The 20,211-nt window shown below is 37.4% G+C and carries 18 protein-coding genes; 12 read left to right on the top strand and 6 right to left on the bottom strand.

What is annotated here, in order from left to right; translation table 11 throughout:
- Positions 1–89: 89 nt before the first annotated feature.
- From M948_RS32550 to M948_RS32540, 4 genes are all read left to right on the top strand, one after another.
- Entirely contained in the window at positions 90–269 is a 180-nt protein-coding gene (locus tag M948_RS32550; RefSeq protein ID WP_021290651.1) for a hypothetical protein, read from the top strand.
- A 13-nt stretch (positions 270–282) separates the two neighbouring features.
- Positions 283–2,157, top strand: coding sequence for an ABC-F family ATP-binding cassette domain-containing protein (locus M948_RS32545; RefSeq protein WP_021290650.1), 1,875 nt, complete (start codon positions 283–285; stop codon positions 2,155–2,157).
- A gap of 133 nt (positions 2,158–2,290) precedes the next feature.
- Positions 2,291–2,776, top strand: a complete 486-nt coding sequence (locus M948_RS43195) for a hypothetical protein (RefSeq protein WP_148530750.1) — start codon at positions 2,291–2,293, stop codon at positions 2,774–2,776.
- 87 nt (positions 2,777–2,863) lie between these two features.
- On the top strand, positions 2,864–3,445 hold the full coding sequence (locus M948_RS32540; RefSeq protein WP_021290649.1) for a hypothetical protein: 582 nt from the start codon (positions 2,864–2,866) through the stop codon (positions 3,443–3,445).
- Positions 3,446–3,470: 25 nt separating this feature from the next.
- Here the strand turns inward: M948_RS32540 and M948_RS32535 are convergent, their stop codons facing one another.
- On the bottom strand, positions 3,471–5,189 hold the full coding sequence (locus M948_RS32535) for a hypothetical protein (protein ID WP_021290648.1): 1,719 nt from the start codon (positions 5,187–5,189) through the stop codon (positions 3,471–3,473).
- Positions 5,190–5,325: 136 nt separating this feature from the next.
- Between M948_RS32535 and M948_RS32530 the strand changes: the two genes are divergently transcribed.
- Both M948_RS32530 and M948_RS32525 read left to right on the top strand, forming a co-directional pair.
- The gene (locus tag M948_RS32530) at positions 5,326–6,378 is read left to right on the top strand and encodes a C45 family autoproteolytic acyltransferase/hydolase (protein WP_021290647.1); all 1,053 of its coding nucleotides are present in this window, start codon (positions 5,326–5,328) and stop codon (positions 6,376–6,378) included.
- A gap of 125 nt (positions 6,379–6,503) precedes the next feature.
- The gene (locus M948_RS32525; protein ID WP_021290646.1) at positions 6,504–7,175 is read left to right on the top strand and encodes a hypothetical protein; all 672 of its coding nucleotides are present in this window, start codon (positions 6,504–6,506) and stop codon (positions 7,173–7,175) included.
- A gap of 100 nt (positions 7,176–7,275) precedes the next feature.
- Here M948_RS32525 and M948_RS32520 read toward each other — a convergent pair whose 3' ends face one another.
- The 5 genes from M948_RS32520 to kynU all read right to left on the bottom strand — a co-directional run bounded on the left by M948_RS32520 (position 7,276) and on the right by kynU (position 12,937).
- Entirely contained in the window at positions 7,276–8,622 is a 1,347-nt protein-coding gene (locus M948_RS32520) for a CoA-disulfide reductase (protein ID WP_021290645.1), read from the bottom strand.
- Positions 8,623–8,649: 27 nt separating this feature from the next.
- Positions 8,650–9,993: a sodium-dependent transporter gene (locus tag M948_RS32515; protein ID WP_021290644.1), complete on the bottom strand. Its 1,344-nt coding sequence runs from the start codon at positions 9,991–9,993 to the stop codon at positions 8,650–8,652.
- A gap of 184 nt (positions 9,994–10,177) precedes the next feature.
- Positions 10,178–11,026: a tryptophan 2,3-dioxygenase gene (gene kynA, locus M948_RS32510; protein WP_021290643.1), complete on the bottom strand. Its 849-nt coding sequence runs from the start codon at positions 11,024–11,026 to the stop codon at positions 10,178–10,180.
- Positions 11,019–11,666 (bottom strand): arylformamidase, encoded by a 648-nt coding sequence (gene kynB / locus M948_RS32505; protein WP_021290642.1) that lies wholly within the window; start codon positions 11,664–11,666, stop codon positions 11,019–11,021. The genes kynA and kynB overlap by 8 nt, the downstream gene beginning before the upstream one ends.
- Positions 11,666–12,937, bottom strand: coding sequence for a kynureninase (kynU, locus tag M948_RS32500; protein ID WP_021290641.1), 1,272 nt, complete (start codon positions 12,935–12,937; stop codon positions 11,666–11,668). The genes kynB and kynU overlap by 1 nt, the downstream gene beginning before the upstream one ends.
- A gap of 449 nt (positions 12,938–13,386) precedes the next feature.
- Here kynU and M948_RS32495 point away from each other — a divergent pair, with 449 nt between their 5' ends.
- The 6 genes from M948_RS32495 to M948_RS32470 all read left to right on the top strand — a co-directional run bounded on the left by M948_RS32495 (position 13,387) and on the right by M948_RS32470 (position 20,178).
- Entirely contained in the window at positions 13,387–14,556 is a 1,170-nt protein-coding gene (locus tag M948_RS32495; RefSeq protein ID WP_021290640.1) for an aminotransferase class I/II-fold pyridoxal phosphate-dependent enzyme, read from the top strand.
- Between the two features lie 6 nt (positions 14,557–14,562).
- Positions 14,563–16,224 (top strand): thiamine pyrophosphate-dependent enzyme, encoded by a 1,662-nt coding sequence (locus M948_RS32490; RefSeq protein ID WP_369759871.1) that lies wholly within the window; start codon positions 14,563–14,565, stop codon positions 16,222–16,224.
- 25 nt (positions 16,225–16,249) lie between these two features.
- Positions 16,250–17,743: an aldehyde dehydrogenase family protein gene (locus tag M948_RS32485; protein ID WP_021290638.1), complete on the top strand. Its 1,494-nt coding sequence runs from the start codon at positions 16,250–16,252 to the stop codon at positions 17,741–17,743.
- Between the two features lie 65 nt (positions 17,744–17,808).
- Positions 17,809–18,981, top strand: coding sequence for a saccharopine dehydrogenase family protein (locus M948_RS32480; protein WP_021290637.1), 1,173 nt, complete (start codon positions 17,809–17,811; stop codon positions 18,979–18,981).
- 86 nt (positions 18,982–19,067) lie between these two features.
- Positions 19,068–19,820, top strand: coding sequence for an IclR family transcriptional regulator (locus M948_RS32475; RefSeq protein WP_021290636.1), 753 nt, complete (start codon positions 19,068–19,070; stop codon positions 19,818–19,820).
- A gap of 28 nt (positions 19,821–19,848) precedes the next feature.
- Entirely contained in the window at positions 19,849–20,178 is a 330-nt protein-coding gene (locus M948_RS32470; protein WP_021290635.1) for a DUF3870 domain-containing protein, read from the top strand.
- Positions 20,179–20,211: the final 33 nt, after the last annotated feature.

The following is a 20,211-nucleotide window of genomic DNA, read 5'->3' as shown; positions in this document are numbered from 1 at the left end:
GATAAACTGAATAAATGGGGCATTTTTGACTGAAATCATAGAGCATGTTGCAATATACGTGTTTCGGTGTTAATTCGGGGGAGATGAATATGAAACTATTAATTGGTCAATTAGTACTAATTGCTGTGGTCTGGACGTCGATGGCTGTTTTTTTTTCTGAGATGACAGAAGCGAGTAAAATTATATTTTACCTTGTGACATCTTGGATGCTATTGTTGATTGTACTGATTATTAAAACATGGATAAAAGGAAGAACCAATAGAGATTGAAGGATGAGCGTGTATGTTAACCGTTGAAAATATAACTAAAACATTCGGAGAGAAGACATTATTTGATCAAATATCTTGTACCATTACGGAACGGGAAAGAATAGGTTTAATTGGTGTTAATGGTACGGGGAAGTCAACTTTCTTAAAGACACTTGCTGGTATAGAAGTTCCTGAAGAAGGTGTTATTCAACATGCCAAAAATTATCAAATTGAATATTTGCCTCAAGAACCAAAGTTAGATCCTGCTTTAAAGGTAATTGATCAAATCTATTATGGGGATTCGCAAATGATGAACGTAATGCGAGGGTATGAACAAGCTTTAATAGATTTACAGCATGATGCAATGAGTGAGTCAGCACAAGCCAATCTGTTTCATATGCAACAAAAAATGGACGAAATGGGTGCGTGGGAGGCAAATACAAAAGCAAAGACAGTACTAACCAAGCTGGGGATTACCGATTTTAATAAACCAGTAAGAGCCCTTTCAGGAGGTCAAAAAAAACGCGTTGCAATTGCAAAAGCACTTATCCAGCCTGCAGACTTGTTAATCTTAGATGAACCGACAAACCATTTAGATAATGAATCCATTGAATGGTTGGAAAAGTACTTACTCACCTATCCAGGGTCATTGTTATTAGTTACGCATGACCGCTATTTCTTAAACCGTGTAACCAATCGTATTTTTGAGTTAGACAAAGGAAAGTTGTATACGTATATGGGGAATTACGAGATCTTTCTTGAAAAAAAGGCGGAACGGGAAGCGTTAGAAAAAAGTAATGAGTTGAAGCATGCGAATACATTACGAAGAGAACTTGCCTGGCTAAAACGAGGGGCAAAAGCTCGTTCTACAAAACAAAAGGCGAGAGTTCAACGCGTGCATGACATGAAGGAACAGACTTTTGATACCAAGAAAGAGACACTTCATGTACCTGTTGGTTCTGTTCGACTTGGCAAACAGGTTATAGAATTGAAACATGTGGAAAAGTCGTATGAAGGCAATCAGGTACTAACCGATTTTAATCAATTAATTGTACCGGGAGACCGCTTGGGCATCGTAGGAGCAAATGGAACTGGGAAAACGACATTGCTAAATATAATGGCAAACCGCTTTGCACCAGATAGTGGAGAAGTTACTATTGGTGAAACAGTTAAAATTGGCTACTATACCCAAGGAGACGAAGAGCTCGACGGTAATTTACGAATCATTGATTATATTAAAGAAGTAGCAGAAGTCATTCATACGATAGATGGAACAGTTATTACAGCAGAACAAATGCTAGAGCATTTCCTATTTTCTCGATCAGAACAATGGACCTATATTCGCAAATTATCTGGTGGAGAAAAACGGCGTTTATATTTATTGAAAGTGCTAATGAAAGAACCCAATGTTTTATTCTTGGATGAACCAACCAATGATTTAGATACACAAACGCTAAGTGTATTGGAAGAATATCTGGATTATTTCCCTGGTGTTGTCATTACCGTATCGCATGATCGCTATTTTTTAGATCGAGTGGTCGATCGTTTACTTATTTTTCATGGCAATGGAAGCACAAGTTCGTATCATGGAAATTATACGGATTATATGGAGAAGCAAGGAGTTGAAACAGCTGCTGCGAAATCTGAAGATCTTCATAAGTCTAAAAACAACAAACCGAAAAAACAAAAGAAAAAATTGTCGTATCAAGATCAAAAAGAGTGGAATGAAATTGAAGATGTCATCACGCAATTAGAAGAAAAGCTTGAAGCAGTCCAGTCTGATATTGCAGGTGCTGGCAGTGATGCTGAAACTGTACAGCAGCTATATAAAGATCAACAAGAAATAGAAGCGGAACTAGAAGCGAAAATAGCAAGATGGGAAGAGCTTTCCTTATTAATCGAAGAGTAAAGGTATTACCTGTTTGTCAGCTGTCGATCGCATCGACAGCTTTTTTATAATTCTTAAAGCAAATTCCAAAAATTTGATAAGTTACTGCTTGATGAAGGAATAATTAGGGGAACTACAGCAACAGTATTGGGAAATGACATCGAATATAGGTACATGGTATTTTTGGTTCAATATCGTGTGTTTTATACTTCCATTAATTATCCTTATTATTGTTATTGATCGGAAAAGAATATTTGAAATTTGTTTCTATGGTTATTCTGTTCATATTTTAGCATCAAGAGTAGATAGCTTTCTTGAAAGTAATAATTATCTTGTTCATCCCCATAGTTTAACTTATTTGCTTCCTAGCGATGTGACAGTGACTTCAGTAGTTTTGCCTGTTAGTTTTATATTTATTTATCAATACTGCACAAATCAAAAGAAGAACTTTTATTTCTATGCTTTATTATTGTCTCTCGTCATTTCTTATGGTCTTGACTCTATGTTCCTTGCAGTAGGCTTCCTGAAACTACATCAGGGGATGAATTTAACTTACTTATGTATCATTAATTTTGCAGTAGCATGTTTGGCATTCTGGTTAACGAATTTGTTCCGGTTGTTAAAGAATCGGGGTATATAAGCTCAAATAATTGCTGTGTTTTCTGTATAAGGAAGAAAATAATAGCTTAAACTAACCACAATAATGCGTAATTAGGTGGTTATTCAGATGAATGTTGATGCGTTATATCATCAAATATACGAACTTAAGGAGCAACTTTCATTCCTTCGAACAGAATACTGGTACCAAACCTCTGGTGTTGATACGTGGTATTTTTGGTTTAATATTGCCAGTTATATTGTACCGCTAGTTATTTTATACTTATTTATCGATCGAAGACGTGTCTTTGAAATCGGGTTTTTTGGCTATTCGATTCATATGCTTTGGGGCTATACAAATAACTTTTTAAGTATAAATAATTTATTGGTCCATCCCCATAGCTTTTCCTTCTTAATACCTGTTGGTTTGTCTGTAACAGCAGTAATACTGCCTGTTGGATTTATGTTCATTTACCAATACTGTACGAATCATAAAAAGAACTACTATTTCTATGCTATTTTACTTTCTGTTCTTTTTGCTTATGGGTTCGGTGCATTTAGTATTGCTGTAAACTTATTAGAATTGCATAAATGGATGACATTAACCTATGTTTTCCTAATTGATGTTATGGTAGCCTTTTTAGCTTATTGGCTAACAAAATTTTTCATCTGGATAGGAAGGCAATCCACAAAACAACAGGCAAAGGATTAAGTACGTCCTTTGCCTGTTGTTAGCATTATTGTGAAAGAGCATCGATGGTTATTGTCTCAACAATTGCTGTTTGATTGTCCCGCATATTTGCTTCCAGTTCAACCTTGTCTCCTGTTTGTAGGAAGATTGATTTAGGAGCTTTTCCAGAGTTTACCGTATAAATCGTCGGGTCATCCTCAAGTAAAAATTGCACAATTTGTTTTGTATCTTGTGTCGTAACAATAACTCTCTCGATCGTACCAGCTCTTTTTTCCAATGCTGCTTCTTCCGTAGATTCCACATTACTTGGATCCTGTGCTAGTGCTAATCGATAGGCATCTAATGTACTTCTTGCCGTGTCTCCAAATACAACGAAGTCTGAATCAGCAGCTTTGATATAAGCATAATGCTTAAATAGCCCATTGGGATCTAGCACGTTCACAACCCATGTTGGATTGCCATCAATATTATAGAGAATTGGCATGGACCCCGTCCAATTCTTCTCAGGAAATTCTTTATTTACAATTTCCTTTGCACCTTTACTGTCCATAATTCCATTATTTTTATCCCCGTTAAAATAGGTTAACTCACCGGTTCTTGCGTTAATTAATGTATAACCAAGTGCAGAGTCAATATTTTCTTTTGGAGATGACATATCTGTGAAATAATGCATTTCTCCATTTTCATCAAAAATTGGCGTTACATTGCTTTCTGTTCCAGATTCATTAGGAATTTTTACATCCTTTTTACCAAAGATAGAATTGAGCCATCCATGCACATACTTCCCAAAGTAATCATTTTCATCTGAAGCCATTTCTGAACTAATTGGCCCATCGACGAAACGTGGCGCTTCCTTAGCTCGATATAATTTTACATTGCCGGTTACTGGATCAACCATAGCAACATGTATTTTTTCTAGATTTGGTTTATTTGTCATCCCAATTGGTTTATAGAGAGTTTGAACATACCAAGGTTTTCCTTCTCCATCCACTTCAATTTGGGCTTCACCACTTTGAATATAATCCGGATAAGCATTATAAACCGTTCTTGTTACATTATGATGAAAGTAACTAGAGTTGGTATAGCGCATATTACTATTATGGAACTCAGGTTGTGCATTGACATCCGTGGCCGAAATTGTGAAATAACCTTCTGTCTCTTTGCCTCGGAAATATCTCCAGAAACCAGTAAATTCTACAGGTGCTACAAAAACGATATCTTCACCTATTTTTTGAACTTGTAATTTACCTAAATCATAGAATTGTGTATTTGGTACAACACTCATTGCCTTTTGTACTTTATTACGAGCAGATTCTGGTGATACCACGATCGGTGTTGCATCTTTATCCAATGGCTTTGCCTCATCTACTTCTTCTGTTGTGATTGAATCATGTGTGTCATCTAAGGTGAAAATACCCATTACGAAGAATCCAGGAATAGCTATGATGGCGAATAAAATAATTGCCCCAGTAATCGCATCAAATTGCTTACTGGATTTTGTAAAAGGCTGACTAGAAGTCAATACATATAATCCGACCATCCCAACAAATCCGATAATGATGTTAGCAATGGTTATTGTTGGAATTGTAATTGCCGGCATGAAAATATAAACGATAATAATGCCGATAATAAAAAGGGTAGCAAATACGATGCCAACTGCTTTTAGTGTGGTCATGCGAAATTTTTTGTTTTTAAGCACAAAAAATCCAGCAATGACAAAATACAAAATAAATGAGAGAATGGTTGTCGTTAAAATTCCTGTCATAATTTCATCTCCTATTCTTAACTCTACTATTATATACGTAGGATTGTTATAAAAAGTTTCAAGAAAGGCAATTTGATTTTCAACTGGAATAAAAATCATTAAAATAGGGAGAGATGCAGAAAAAGGGGGGATCGGTTTGAAGCAAATTTATAGTGATGTCATCCAATTTAGGGGGAATCATTATCAATATGGCTGTATGCAGGGTAAAGCTTTAAAGGATTCTTATATATTAGAGAATCGAAAGAAGCAGTGGAAAATTAGGCAGCCGCGATTTGCCATTCATGAACAAGAAGTAAAAGCAGCTATTACTCCCATTGCCCCAGGTATTTGGGACGAATTGCGCGGATTAAGGGATGCATTGGATTGGACAATGGAGGATGTATTGCTGGAATTTGGCGGGTTCCGCTTGGAATATAAAAAAAGTGGATGCTCTATATTCACAGGTAGTGAATATATGATTCGTAATTATGACTATCATCCGAAAACGTATGAGGGTCGCTATACTGTATTTCAACCACGTGATCAGGGATATGCGACGATTGCTCCTTCCCAACGTATAACAGGGAGAATGGATGGTATGAATGAACATGGGTTGGCGATGGGCTATAATTTTATTCATCGTCGCAAACCTGGAGACGGATTTATATGTAATATGATTGGAAGAATGATTCTTGAAAACTGTAAGAACACGGATGAAGCCGTTCAATTACTAAAAGAAATACCGCATCGCCACTCATTTAGCTATGTTTTATTAGATAAAAATGGGGAAACCTTTATTGTAGAAGCTTCACCTCGATCGGTTCAGGTACGTCAATCGAATGTTTGTACGAATCATTTTGAACAATTAACTAAGGAAAATCGGTATCATTTGGATGATTCATATCGCAGGCAGCAAGCTATACAAGCACAAGAAAAGGAGACAATGACTGCATACCAGGCATTTACAATGATGAATGATTCCACCAGAGGGGTATTCTCAAAAAAATATAAACATTGGGCTGGTACCATTCATACATCCGCGTACTTTCCAAAAGAATTAAAGGTTTGGTTTGCTCTAGGAGGAGATCGAGAACCATTTGTTTTTCACTTTAAAAACTGGTTAAATGGCGATGACTTTAACACTAGTCGGATAATTGGAGAGGTGGATACAGAGCTGCCATTTGTTCATATGGAAGGAAATGTGCGGTGATTAGTAATTTTGTGAAAAGCATGTTTAAATTTGAGAAGTTTATGGGAAAATAAATTTATACTTTCTTTTTTTATAACAGCAGTTATAATATACTCAGGTGAAATATCAAAGTAGGAGGTAACCTAATGAAGCTCTTTCAGGTACGGAAAGGTCAATTCGTTTTCTATCGAAATGAATTGCATAAGGTGTATTCGGTTAAACCGATGTTTAAAAAATCAGTTCACTTATATCGTTTAAAAGATATGCAGCAGATTCTAACGAAAGCAAGTGAAATCGAATTGTATCGTCCGCAACATAATGATACATTTATTTTTTATGGAAAACGATATACGATTGATAAAGATAAACGACCAGAGCCAGGTGATTATATTTTAATTATTAAGCCTGCTCCCGATTTTCTCGATCATTATTCGCTTAATTCCATAGAAAAAGTCGATAGCGTGGAAGATGGGAATGTTGTAACGACAAGAGATAATGGTGTGAAACACAGTGAATATGTGGTAATGGTACCAGGAAAATCAGATGCAAGTCGTGAGATTGCTTATTACGATAAAAGCCTTGTTCCAGAAGAACAACAAATTCAAGATGAATCAATTAGTTATTTAGCTGAAAGTGATGGCAATATCAAACCGGTTGTCGGTGATATTTATATCGATGTAAATAATGAAACGAAAGCAATGATTGTTGCGATGACGGAAGATGAAGTAGTCTTTGGTCATGGTGTACGTATTCATGTAGCCGATCTATTAAATGAAGAAAATTATAAATTAGTATATCGTTTTGAAGAGGATCTATAAGGTATATCAACTTCAAATCACAAGATTTTAATTTAAGAATCAACTGAAGATGAACAAAAAAACTGTGCGATTGAAAGAATGAATCGCACAGTTTTTCTTATTATTTTTCTTCTAATTTCGAACTTGCTTTATAACCAAGTACATTAATGGGATCTTTAGGGCTAGAATATGGCGGGGCATAGGCCAATTCTAATTCAGGTAAATCAGTCACCGTGAGATTTCCCTTTATTGCAGTTGCTAAAACGGCTAACCGTTTGTCGACCCCAGCAAATCCAACCACCTGTGCGCCATAGATCTTTCCGTCCTGTTTACTAAATAATACTTTTAACCATATTTCTCCAGATCCGGGATAATAGCTGGCGTTAGACATGGTTTTAAGGGTCGCGGTTTCATAGTCTCGGTTTAGAGACTTTAAACGATCTGTATTCAGTCCAGTGGAGCCAATCGTTAAGTCAAATAGTTTTAGAATATTAGAACCTAGTGTGCCCTTATAGGGGATTTGTTGCCCTTTGATATGACTAGCTATAATAAATGCTTGTCGATGGGCAGGTCCTGCCAAAGCAATATTTCTTGGAATATCTATGATGGCATCTTTCGTTTCCACAACATCACCTAGTGCATATATATTTGGGTCATTAGTTTGCATAAACGCATTAACTTTTATTGCACCGGTATCCCCAATTGCAAGTGATGCATCTTCAGCAAGCTTTGTATTTGGTTTAACCCCTATTGCTAGAATAGTCATATCAGCTTGAATAGAGGTACCACCATTTAAGTGGAGCGTTTGCCCTTGGTTAGAAAAATAATAGAGAGCGTCATTAAGTACAACGGTGACATTGTTTTTCTTAAGATGATCTTCAATCATCTGTGCCATGTCTGAATCGACTATATTCATTACTTGTGACGATTGATCGATTAACGTACAATCTATGCCTTTGCTATACAGGTTTTCCACCATTTCCAATCCAATAAACCCAGCTCCGATAATTGCTGCTGAGGTTGGCTTTTCCTGCTCAATAAAGGAATGAATCGCATCCATATCTGGAATAGAATGTAAGCAAAACGTGCGCTTCATGTCCATTCCGTTAAATGAAGGAGCAACGGCTGAAGCTCCAGGTGATAAGATGAGTGTATCATAGGATTCGGTATGAATTTGTGAATCCTGTCTATACTCAATTTCTTTCGTTGTACGTTGAATCGCTGTTACTTCTGCATGGACTCGTACATCTACCTGATATTTCGCTTGGAAGTCTCCTGTTGCATATAAAATATCTTCTCTGTTTGGTATCTTATTCCCGATGTAGTAAGGCATACCGCAATTAGAAAAGGAGATATATTCCCCTTTCTCAAAGATAATAATTTCTGCATCTTGGTTATCTCTACGAATTTGAGCGGCTACAGTAGCGCCGCCACCTACTCCGCCAATAATAAGAATTTTTTGCGTCAATGCAATCACCTCCAGGCATAGTTTACCCTATATAATGCCGATTGAACCTAAGAAGACAATAATAATAGTAATCGGAACAAGCCAACGCATATTCTGCAACCATACATTATATATCCCATTAGATAGCTGGTTTCCATAAGAAAATTCTTGTTTAATTAACGTCTTATCCATTTTATACCCAATAAATAGAGCGATAAATAAACACCCACCAGGAAGCATAATATTACTTACTAAAAAGTCAGTAGCATCAAATACGGTTTTTCCAAAAATGGTAAAGTCAGCTAAACTGCTTGAAGATAAAGCAGCTGGAATACCAGCGATAAAAACAAGTATACCTGATATAAATGCTGTTTTCTTCCTAGAACGCTGTTTCTTTTCAGTGAACGCAGCTGTGATAATCTCTAACATACTAAAGGAGGATGTTAGAACCGCAAATAAGAATAATAAGAGGAATAAACTCAAGAATATTTCACCAAATGGCATTTGTGCAAATGCCTCCGGTAGTACAATGAATAATAGTCCTGGACCTTCTGCTGGCTCTAAACCAAATGCGAAAACAACAGGGAAGATAGCAAGCCCGGCTAACAATGAAACGAAAATATTCATAATTGAAACAGATCCGGCAGACATTGGGAGACTGACATCCTTCTTTAAGTAGGAACTATATGTAACCATAACAGAGATACCTACAGCAAGTGAGAAGAATGATTGCCCAAGTGCATAGAGTACATTTTCGGCATTTAACTTAGAAAAGTCCGGTTGAAGGAAAAAGCGGAGTCCTTCCATAGCACCTTCAAAAGTTAGTGAACGAATGACAAGTATGATAAAAAAGATAAATAATAATGGCATCAGTACTTTACTTGTTTTTTCAATCCCATCTTTAATTCCAAAAGAGACTACCATAATATTAATTAGAATAAATAATAGATGACCAATCAATGTAATTAACGGATTTCCCGTAATGGTAGCGAATAAATCTGCATAATTCGCCGTGTCGCTAATGATCAGACCTGGAATCGAAATAGCACTATAGATTAATACCCATCCACCAACAACACTGTAAAAGGACATAAGTAGAAAAGCGCCAACGACTCCCCAATGTCCAATGAATGACCAGCCAGTTTTAGGGGCTAGCTTTTGATAAGCTGTTACTGCTTCTTTCTGCGCTCCTCTACCAATAATAAACTCTGCTATTAATATAGGAAGACCAATGATTACTGTAAATGCGATGAATAACAAGAAAAAGGCCCCTCCGCCGTTCATTCCTGTCATATAAGGGAATTTCCAAATTGCTCCTAGGCCGATAGCTGCTCCAGCAGAAGATAAGATGAACCCTATCTTTGTCGACCATTGTTCTTTTTTAGGTTGCATACAAAACGTCTTCCTTTCTTTCTTTTTCTTCCATTTTTAGTACAAATGATATGTACAGGGAGGCGCAAACCTCCCCTTATGAATTAAGTTTCACTTTATTTACATTGATCGTAAAAGTCAAGTGATTTTATCTTGGTTTTATCTTAGTTCCACGCTTTTTATTAATATGGTCCTCATTTTCGGATTATAACTTGCTTCTTATTTCCCATAATTCTGGAAAGAAGGGGTGATCTAGCACTTTCTTTAAGTATCCAACACCAGATGATCCTCCTGTTCCCATTTTGTGGCCAATAATTCGTTCCACTGTTTTCATATGTCGAAAACGCCATTGTTGAAACCAATCTTCGATATCGACGAGTTTTTCTGCAAGCTGGTATAAATCCCAGTATTGATTTACATTCTTATATATAGTCATCCATGCTTGTTCGACAGTTTCATCCTTTTCATACGTTTTCGAAAAATCACGCGTCACTATGTCTGGGTTTATAGGAAAACCATTATCTGCCAAAGCTTGAATAGCAACATCATATAAACCGGGAGCATGATAAGCATGATAGAGCATTTGATGAACTTCTGGATCCTTTTCGTATATTTTTAAGATGAATGGCGTTTTATAGCCGAGTACAAATTCAACTAATCGATATTGGTAAGATTGGAAACCAGAGGCGTTTCCTAACTTATCGCGAAACTCCATGTATTCCGCTGGTGTTAAGGTTGATAGCACATCCCAAGCTTGAATAATTTGCGACTGTATCTTAGACACACGGGATAGCATTTTAAATGACGCTTGCAGATCGCCACGCTTAATCGCAGCGACAGCCGCCTGGGTTTCATGAATGATTAATTTTAACCACAATTCACTAACATGATGAATAATAATAAATAACATTTCATCATGATGATCCGATAGCCGCTTTTGGCTGGAGAGTAATGTATCTAGCTGCAAATAATCTCCATATGTCATTTTTTCCTTGAAATTTGTATGAATTCCTTGTTCCGAATCAAAGGTACGATCCATATGTTTGTTAGTCATCCTGTTGGCCCCTTTCCTTTGGACGTAAGACTGCCCGTACTGGGCTACCATCGGCACCCTGAATAGGTAATGGAAGAGCTATAAGCTCGTAGATACCTGGCGAAACCTGATCAAGCGTAATATTTTCTAGAATATGGATGCCATGCTTATGAAGCGTATGATGTGTTCGTAAGTCCTTGCTTTCAGGTGGGTCCACAGATGGGATATCAACCCCAAGCAAGGTAACTTCTTTTTCTTGTAAAAAGGCTGCAATAGATGGATCTAACCTGGGGATGTTTTCTGGAAAACGTGTTGGAATATTAGGTAGTGATGTACGTAATAGGACACGTTTTATATTTGCTGGCCAGGTCAATTGATTCAATACATTGTCGGTTATTTTATCTACATGACTTACATCAAAAACGACAGCATCACCAACATAATGATTGATGTCAAGTTGTTCAACAGTACTACCATTTGCATCAAAATGGTATGGTGCGTCGATATGCGTTCCGATATGAAGACTGGTAGTTATTTGGCCAATATTTACAGATGTTGTTTCTTTTATTGATGCCGTTAATGAGTATGAAAATGGTGTATCGCCAGGCCAGTTAGCTATGTTATTTGTTAGTGGTTGAGAGATATCGATCCAGTCTGTCATTATGCAATGACACCTCGCTTATTTTCAAAGTTTTTATAGGCCTTGTTTTCCATAATCGTTTTTAAGATTTGTACCATCTTCCATATTTCTTCAAACGTATTATAGAGAGCAACAGGAGCTAAACGGATTCCGTTTGGATTTCGGAAGTCTGGAATGACACCTTCTGCCTTTAATGCTTTACAAATTCGAGCTGCTTCAGGATGTTCCAAATAGATATGTCCACCCCGTAATTCATCTGCTTTAGGATTTGCGATAAAGAATCCTTGTTCCTGAAGTTCAACTTCAATAAGTTTCATTAAGTAGTTGGTTAATTCAAGCGACTTTTTTCGAATTCTGGCTATTCCAATTTCTTCAAACATTTCTAAGGAGCCGATTAATGGTGCTGCACTTAACACATGTGGGGTGCCAATTTGATAGGCACCTGCACTTTCTGCTGGTGTTAACGTATGGTCCATATCAAATTGTTTTTCCTTATTCGAGCTGAACCATCCTGCTAGTCCAGGGTTGTTACCAAAATGCTTTTGGTTAACGTATAAACCGCCGACACTACCAGGTCCTCCATTTAAATGCTTATATGTACACCAGAAGGCGAAATCAACTCCCCATTCAGATAATTGATGTGGAATGGAGCCAATTGAATGGCAAAGATCGAACCCGACAATAATCCCCCGTTTATGAGCTTCTACGGTAATGGTTTCCATATCTAAAATTTGACCACTACGATATAGTACACCAGGAAGCACAAGCATAGCTACTTCTTCTGACATTGCTTCAATAATCGTATTTGTATTTAAGGTGTTTCCGTCTTTACTTTTAACCTGAATCAAATGATCTTCTGGTTGTAGTCCTTTTAACCGTAACTGGCTCTTTAATGCATAAATATCTGACGGGAAGTTTAATTCATCCGCTAAAATTTTCGTCTTTTTTCCCCTTGGCTGAAAAAAGCTTGCTGTCAGCTGATGAAGGTTGGTTGTAGTTGACCCAGTAATGATTACTTCTTCTGGCCTTGCACCAATTAGGTGGGCGGACATCTTTCCTAATTTTTCTGATAAATAGAACCAAGGATATGCCCCTTCTGACCAACCATCAATTCCATATTCTTTCCAGGATTCCATGAGCATTTCTACGGTTTTTTTTGCCCGTTTGGATAATATGCCTAACGAATTTCCATCAAAGTAGATTTTATCAGGAGAAAGGTAAAACTCCTCTCGGTATGTCGATAATTCATCTTCACTATCTAAATGGCGTGCATAGGAAATGTCCGTCTTCATTTTTAAGGTACCTCATTTCTTCGAATTATGATCTTAAACCTATTATTATTCTAACAAAATTACAGAAGGATGTTAGTGTTAATTACTAGAAGATTTTTAGTACTAAAAAAAGTTCATCTAATAAAATACTCAAAATTAGGAGTGTGCAGGTATTTTATTCGTAATATAAATCCCACTACACACATATTGTTTTCTGATAGGCCAATTGCATTTTTGATAAAAATTATTAGACCTTTATTCCTGGTCAGTAGCTTTGTTCAGCAATTAAAAAGTTGCTGTTTGTCATGTTAAGAAGGGGAATGAGGGAACAAATATGTATTTACCATAGCAATAAATAGTACTTTGGAATGATTTGTTTTCAGTATATTGTAAATTTTATGATGCTGATTTATACTATTGGTAAATAAATGAAACAGCATTTCATTATATGAAATATAGGGAGGATTAGGATGGCTTTTATTTCTGATAAAGTAGAAAGCTTACCACCATATTTGTTTTCGGAATTTCAGAAAAAGAAAAAGCAGCTTATCAGTAATGGCGTCGATTGTATAGATTTAGGAATCGGTGCACCTGATTTACCGACGCCTGATTTTGTATGTCAGATATTAATGGAGGAAGTGAAACATTCAGCAAATCATCGCTATTCTACTTATAGTGGTTTACTGGAATTTAAACAAGCAGTCGCTCATTTTTATAAACAACAATACGGCGTAATTCTTAATCCTGAAACAGAAGTATTGGCACTTATCGGCTCAAAAGAAGGAATTGCTAATTTAATCCAGGCCGTAATTAATCCAGATGACAAGGTAATTGTACCAGATCCAGGTTATCCGGTTTATCGTACTGGAGTTCATTTGGCTGGTGGTGAGAGTATTTCTTTGCCTCTCGATCATGACAATAATTACACTCCCATGTTTCACCGTCTTTCTGCTGCAGATGCCCATCAAGCGAAATTAATGTTCTTAAATTATCCGAGCAATCCAACAGCTGCAGTAGCGGATATGTCTACTTATTTGGAAGCGATTACATTTTGTCGGGATCATGGAATCATTTTAGCCAATGATGCAGCGTATGACCTTGTAACGTTTGAAGATTATCAGTCACCAAGTGTTTTACAAATTCCTGATGCCAAAGATTATGCTGTTGAATTAGGTTCTCTTTCCAAAAGTTTTAATATGACTGGATGGCGAATTGGTTACATTGTTGGAAATCAAGAAATAATTCAATCGCTGGCTACCTTAAAAAGTAATATTGATACTTGCCAGTTTATCCCAATTCAAAAAGCTGCAGCCGCAGCTTTAACGAGTGATCTATCCTGTGTTCAGGCAAATAATGCTGTTTACAAACAGCGTATGGAAAAATTGTACGCTGCATTGACCAAGGTTGGACTGAAGGTGAGAAAACCAAGAGGAACAATATTTATTTGGGCAGAAGTACCAAAGGGCTATAATTCCATGTCATTTGCCAATCAACTATTAGATGAGGCAGGACTTATTGTAACCCCAGGAATTGCTTTTGGAGCAAATGGTGAAGGATTTATCCGCATCTCATTATCTGTTAGCTCGGAAAGGTTGGATGAAGTCATTCATCGGTTACACCAGTTTGAATGGAAGGAGTGATTAAAAATACAGATGACAAAAACAAAAGAATCAGCGGCAAAGGCGATCATAACTTGTTTAAAAAAAGAAAATATAGAACGCGTTTTTTGTGTACCAGGGGAAAGTTATCTACCTGTATTGGATGCGCTTTATGATGAAAGCACTATTCAAGTAATATCAGCAAGGCATGAGGGAGGGGCGTCCTTCATGGCTGAAGGCTATGCCAAATCTGCATTAAAACCAGGTGTTTTGCTTGCTACAAGAGGAGTAGGTGCAGCGAATTTATCAATTGGTGTTCATACAGCATATCAAGACTCTACGCCAATGGTTGTATTCTTAGGTCAGGTACACAGTAAATTTAGAGGAAGAGAAGGGTTTCAAGAGGTTGATTTAGATCAGTATTTTCAATCCATTGCTAAGTGGACTGTTGAATTAAAAGATGCAGAACGAACACCAGAAATCGTACAACGTGCTTTTCGAATTGCCAAATCAGGCAGACCAGGTCCAGTAATTATTTCATTGCCAGAGGATGTTTTAAAGGAAGAAGCGTATATGCAATATGGTCCTGTGATACCTCGTCCAGCACCAGCACCTTCTCCCGCTGAATTGAAGCAGGTAGAGATGCTTTTATCAAAAGCTAAGCAGCCAATCATCATTGCTGGCGGCGGGGTAAAGAATGCAAATGCAGAACCCGGCTTAAAAAAATTCGCAGAAACCTTTAATATACCAGTTCTAACAGCGTTTCGCCGTCATGATGTATTTCCAAATGATCATTTGTTATATGCAGGACATTTGGGCTTAGGAACTTCAAAAGAAGTACTTGATACAGTGAAATTAGCGGATGTGGTATTGGCATTAGGAACACGATTGTCTGAAGTAACTACCCAGGATTACGCACTCCTATCGTCCAACCAGCGGCTTATTCATATCGATATTGACTACAATAGCATTGGCAAAAGCTTTGCTCCAGACATAGGCATTGTAGCTGATATGAAGGAAGCCTTTGATCAGTTGCAAACAGTAAATGTAATGCATGCTTGGTCGGATTGGGCTTTTGATCGAAATGCAGCTTATGCTAGATCCTGTCGGTTAGATGTGAAAGAAACAGATCCCATTAATACGCAAATTATTGAATACCTAATTAAAATATTACCAGAGAATACTGTGATCACGAATGATGCCGGGAATTTTGCTGGTTGGGTTCATCATTTTTATCCATTTAAGGTTGCACATACGTATGTTGGGCCTACTTCTGGAGCGATGGGGTATGGATTACCGGGGGCAATTGGAGCAAAACTTGCTCTTCCAGATCGCTTAGTCGTTGGTTTTTCCGGTGATGGAGGGTTTATGATGACTTGTCAAGAACTGGAGACCGCTGTGAGATATGATATTCCAGTCATATGTCTCGTTTTTAATAATAAGATGTATGGTACGATTCGCATGCACCAAGAAATGCACTTTCCAGAAAAAGTGATCGCTACGGATTTAGGAAATGTGTCTTTTAAGGATATGGCAATAAGTGTTGGGGCAATTGGTTATCGTGTAGCTTCATCGCAGGAATTTAAAGTTGCTTTTGCGGAAGCATGTCAATTAAGAAAACCGGTTGTGATTGAAATATTGACAGATCCAGAGCAGATTTCTGTTTCATCAACCATTACTCAACTTCGAGAAAGGTCCATGAAACAGTAATATATTAAATAAAGGAGGTTTTATTATGACAGCAACGTTACAAACAAAAAAACTACGAAATTTTATTGATGGAGATTGGGTAGAGGTAGAAGCTTCAACAGCCGTTATTAATCCTGCAACAGGGGAAGAAATTGTTCAAGTTCCATTATCCAGCAGCGAAAATGTTCATCAAGCAGTATATGCTGCTAAACAGGCTCAAAAAGAATGGGCTCTCGTTCCAGCCCCTCAACGAGCGGAAGTACTATATCGCGTTGGTTATTTAATGAAAGAACGTAAGGAAAGACTATCGCAGTTATTAACAATGGAAAATGGAAAAGTGATTGAAGAAGCCCGTGGGGAAGTGCAAGAAGGTATCGATATGGCATTTTATATGGCTGGTGAAGGACGGAGGTTATTTGGGCAAACGACGCCGGCAGAATTAAAAGATAAATTCGCTATGAGCCAGCGTTGTCCAGTAGGAGTTGTGGGAATCATCACTCCTTGGAATTTTCCAATAGCTATAGCAACATGGAAGTCCTTCCCAGCAATTGTAGCTGGAAATGCAGTTATCTGGAAACCAGCTACTGAAACACCAATTATGGCTTATGAATTAGCGTCCATTTTTGAAGAAGCTGGGTTACCAAAAGGAATCATGAATGTTGTATTTGGCACTGGTTCAACAGTTGGAGATGCAATGGTTCATCATGAAGATATTCGCATTATTTCATTTACTGGTTCCAATGATACAGGTAGAAATATTGCAGCGGAATGTGGAAAGCAATTAAAGAAAGTATCCCTTGAAATGGGTGGAAAAAACGCGGTTATTGTTATGGAAGATGCTGATGTGGACCTCGCAGTGGAAGGAATTTTATGGAGTGCATTCGGTACAAGCGGCCAACGTTGCACAGCATGTAGTAGAGTGATTGTTCATGAAGATGTAAAGTCTACCTTAGAGGAGCGTCTCCTTGCAGAAATGGAAAAATTAACAATTGGAAATGGATTGGATGAAAGGAATAAAATTGGCCCAATCATTAATCAAAAAGGAGTAGAAAAGATAAAATCATATATTCAGATTGGAAAAGATGAAGGGGCAAAGCTTCTTGCTGGAGGTTATGAATGGAAAGACGATTCGTATCAAGATGGAATCTTCTTTGCTCCAACCTTATTCACGGATGCTAATTCTTCGATGCGGATAGCCCAAGAGGAAATATTTGGCCCAGTCGTGTCGTTGATTCCGGTGGAAAGCTTTGAAGAAGCTATTAAGGTAAACAATGGAGTAACCTTCGGATTGTCAAGCTCCATTTTTACAAAAGACGTGAACCGTGTTTTTCAAGCGCAGCGGGATTTAGATACTGGCATCGTATATGTGAATGCGGGTACGACTGGTGCAGAAATACATCTACCTTTTGGTGGAACCAAAGGGACTGGGAACGGTCACCGAGATTCTGGTGTGCAGGCATTAGATGTGTTTACAGAGTGGAAAGCAGTTTATGTAGACTACAGTGGTAAATTACAACGTGCTCAAATTGATGTAGATTAATTGTAAAGTAGGGACTCGTATTGACTGGAAAAATTTAGGAATCTTTGGTAGAAGGAGTGGATTGGATGAAGATAGGTGTTCTAGGTTCAGGGTTAATGGGGAAAGAAGCTGCTCGTGATCTAGCTGCAAGTGATGATGTCACATCTATCGGTTTGGCTGATATTGATATAGCACGAGCACAACATGTATGTGACCAATTAAAATCTGCTAAACTATCAGCTTATCAAGTAAATGCAGCGGATCAACAGGATTTAGCTAATTATATGAGGCAGTTTGATGTAATTATCAATGCATTGTTTTATTCGTTTAATGAAATCGTTGCAAAAACGGCGATTGAAGTAGGTGTCAGCGCTGTAGATTTAGGTGGCCACATCGGTCATGTAACGGATAAGGTATTAACGTTAAAAGAACAGGCGAAAGCTGCTGGAGTAACGTTAATTCCAGATCTAGGTGTAGCACCTGGAATGATTAATATTTTATCGGGCCTTGGTAATAGTAGGCTAGATCATTTAGATTCCATTAAATTATATGTTGGAGGTATTCCTGTAAAACCTGAAGCACCTTTAGAATATAACCATGTTTTTTCTATGGAAGGGGTATTTGATCATTATACCGATCCATCGTTAATCATTCGGAATGGTATAAAGCAGGAAATCCCTTCGCTTTCCGAGGTAGAACGTGTCTATTTTGAAAAATTTGGTCCATTGGAAGCTTTCCATACTTCTGGAGGGACGTCAACTTTATCCATATCTTATCCTCATTTAAAAACCTTAGAATATAAAACGATTCGCTATCCAGGTCATGCAGAAAAATTCAAGCTGCTTGTTGATTTAAATCTAACAAAAGCTGGTTATGAAGTAGAAATGAATGGACAAAAAGTTAGTCCAAGAGATGTGTTTTTAAAAGTGCTTGATCCTATTGTTGAACTAGGAGATAAGGATGATGCCGTCTTACTAAGAGTAATTGTTTCCGGTGAAAAAGAAGGACGACAAAAAACATATGCTTATGAAATGACAACGTATAAGGATAGAGCGAACCAAGTTACAGCGATGGCTAGAGCAACAGCAAATACGATTTCTGTAGTAGCCCAAATGATTGGAAATAACAAAATTACAAAGAAAGGGGTGTATCCACCAGAACAAATTGTACCAGGAGAAGTATATATGGCTGAGATGGAAAAACGTGGTGTTATGATTGTAGAAAAAGAAAGTACAGAAAAAACACATGTAAATACGTAAAATGAAGGTTATCCCTCTGCAATGATAGCGGAGGGATTTACCTATATCCGTAAACTAGCTATTCAATTGTCTTAAGGAGCTTGCCTATGAATCAAAGTGTGAATAAAGCATTAAAATTACTAGACTTGTTTAGAGAAGGATCGCATGAATTATCATTAAAAGATATTGCAGATCAAGCTAGAATACCTAAACCTACAGCATACCGGCTTTTAACGGTTTTAGAACAGAATGGTTTCTTACATAAATCAAAAGAATCGGAACAGGAGGCAAGGTATCGGTTAGGTTTAAAATTACTAGAGCTTGGCAACCTTGTTTCTGATAGACTAGAAGTAAGAGGAATTGCTTTACCATATATGGAGGAATTAGCGAAAGAAATAAATGAAGTCATTCACTTAGTCATTATTAATCAAGACGAAGCAACTTATATAGAAAAAGTGGAAAGTTCACGTGCACTGAGGCTTTATACAAAAGTGGGAAAAAGTGTTCCGTTGTACATCGGTTCTGGTCCAAAATTGTTATTAGCCTTCCAAACCAAAGAGAGGCAAGAGGAAATTATCAATCAATCAGAGCTTGTGGCTATTCATCGTCCAATTGAGAAAGAGCGTTTAAGAGTAGAATTACAACAAATTCAAGCACAAGGGTACGCATATAGTATTGCTGAACAAGACGAGGATACAACTGGAATATCTTATCCCATTTACAATCATCAGCAGCAGGTTATTGCTGCACTAGCCGTAAGTGGTCTCACAAGTCATTTCGAAGGAGATGATTTAGAACATATTAAGGTAGAAACAAAAATAACAGCACTAGACATTTCACGAAGGCTTGGTTATCGATAAGCTGTGTGGATGGGGGAGGAGATAAGAAATGAACACAATATTTATCGCAGGTCATGCAAGATTACCATCAGGAATGGCTGCTCAAAGTATTTATGAAACATTAACCATTACAGCAGAAATTGATAATAAATATGGTGTTATAGTAGCGGCAGGATGTACATTAGCTACCGACCACGGCAAAAGTTTCGTTCAACAATTATTACGAGGTCACAGTTTACAAGATGGTATTGATAAACCAGTTGAAATATTAAAGTCACATTATCTAGGAAAGGCAGGTAATGCGTTAGCTTCTGCTTTAAAAGATTTGTACAAGCAATATGTGGTGCTTTGTGAGAATACCAGTGAACGAACATCTTAAAAGAAAGAGATTAGAATGATAGTGTAAAGCAAA

This window comes from Virgibacillus sp. CM-4 (assembly GCF_000445495.1).
In the GTDB taxonomy this organism is placed as follows: domain Bacteria; phylum Bacillota; class Bacilli; order Bacillales; family Amphibacillaceae; genus Virgibacillus; species Virgibacillus salexigens.
This window is presented reverse-complemented; position numbering and strand designations above follow the sequence as displayed.

What these genes read in the sequence shown, in the direction of transcription:
- M948_RS32515 (WP_021290644.1), bottom strand. Translation starts at nt 9,993, where the DNA reads ATGCAACCTAAAAAAGAACAATGGTCGACAAAGATAGGGTTCATCTTA.
- M948_RS32525 (WP_021290646.1), top strand. Translation starts at nt 6,504, where the DNA reads ATGAAGCTCTTTCAGGTACGGAAAGGTCAATTCGTTTTCTATCGAAAT.
- kynA (WP_021290643.1), bottom strand. Translation starts at nt 11,026, where the DNA reads ATGACTAACAAACATATGGATCGTACCTTTGATTCGGAACAAGGAATT.
- M948_RS32495 (WP_021290640.1), top strand. Translation starts at nt 13,387, where the DNA reads ATGGCTTTTATTTCTGATAAAGTAGAAAGCTTACCACCATATTTGTTT.
- M948_RS32545 (WP_021290650.1), top strand. Translation starts at nt 283, where the DNA reads ATGTTAACCGTTGAAAATATAACTAAAACATTCGGAGAGAAGACATTA.
- M948_RS32550 (WP_021290651.1), top strand. Translation starts at nt 90, where the DNA reads ATGAAACTATTAATTGGTCAATTAGTACTAATTGCTGTGGTCTGGACG.
- kynU (WP_021290641.1), bottom strand. Translation starts at nt 12,937, where the DNA reads ATGAAGACGGACATTTCCTATGCACGCCATTTAGATAGTGAAGATGAA.
- M948_RS32485 (WP_021290638.1), top strand. Translation starts at nt 16,250, where the DNA reads ATGACAGCAACGTTACAAACAAAAAAACTACGAAATTTTATTGATGGA.
- M948_RS32470 (WP_021290635.1), top strand. Translation starts at nt 19,849, where the DNA reads ATGAACACAATATTTATCGCAGGTCATGCAAGATTACCATCAGGAATG.
- kynB (WP_021290642.1), bottom strand. Translation starts at nt 11,666, where the DNA reads ATGACAGACTGGATCGATATCTCTCAACCACTAACAAATAACATAGCT.
- M948_RS32480 (WP_021290637.1), top strand. Translation starts at nt 17,809, where the DNA reads ATGAAGATAGGTGTTCTAGGTTCAGGGTTAATGGGGAAAGAAGCTGCT.
- M948_RS32535 (WP_021290648.1), bottom strand. Translation starts at nt 5,189, where the DNA reads ATGACAGGAATTTTAACGACAACCATTCTCTCATTTATTTTGTATTTT.
- M948_RS32475 (WP_021290636.1), top strand. Translation starts at nt 19,068, where the DNA reads ATGAATCAAAGTGTGAATAAAGCATTAAAATTACTAGACTTGTTTAGA.
- M948_RS43195 (WP_148530750.1), top strand. Translation starts at nt 2,291, where the DNA reads ATGACATCGAATATAGGTACATGGTATTTTTGGTTCAATATCGTGTGT.
- M948_RS32540 (WP_021290649.1), top strand. Translation starts at nt 2,864, where the DNA reads ATGAATGTTGATGCGTTATATCATCAAATATACGAACTTAAGGAGCAA.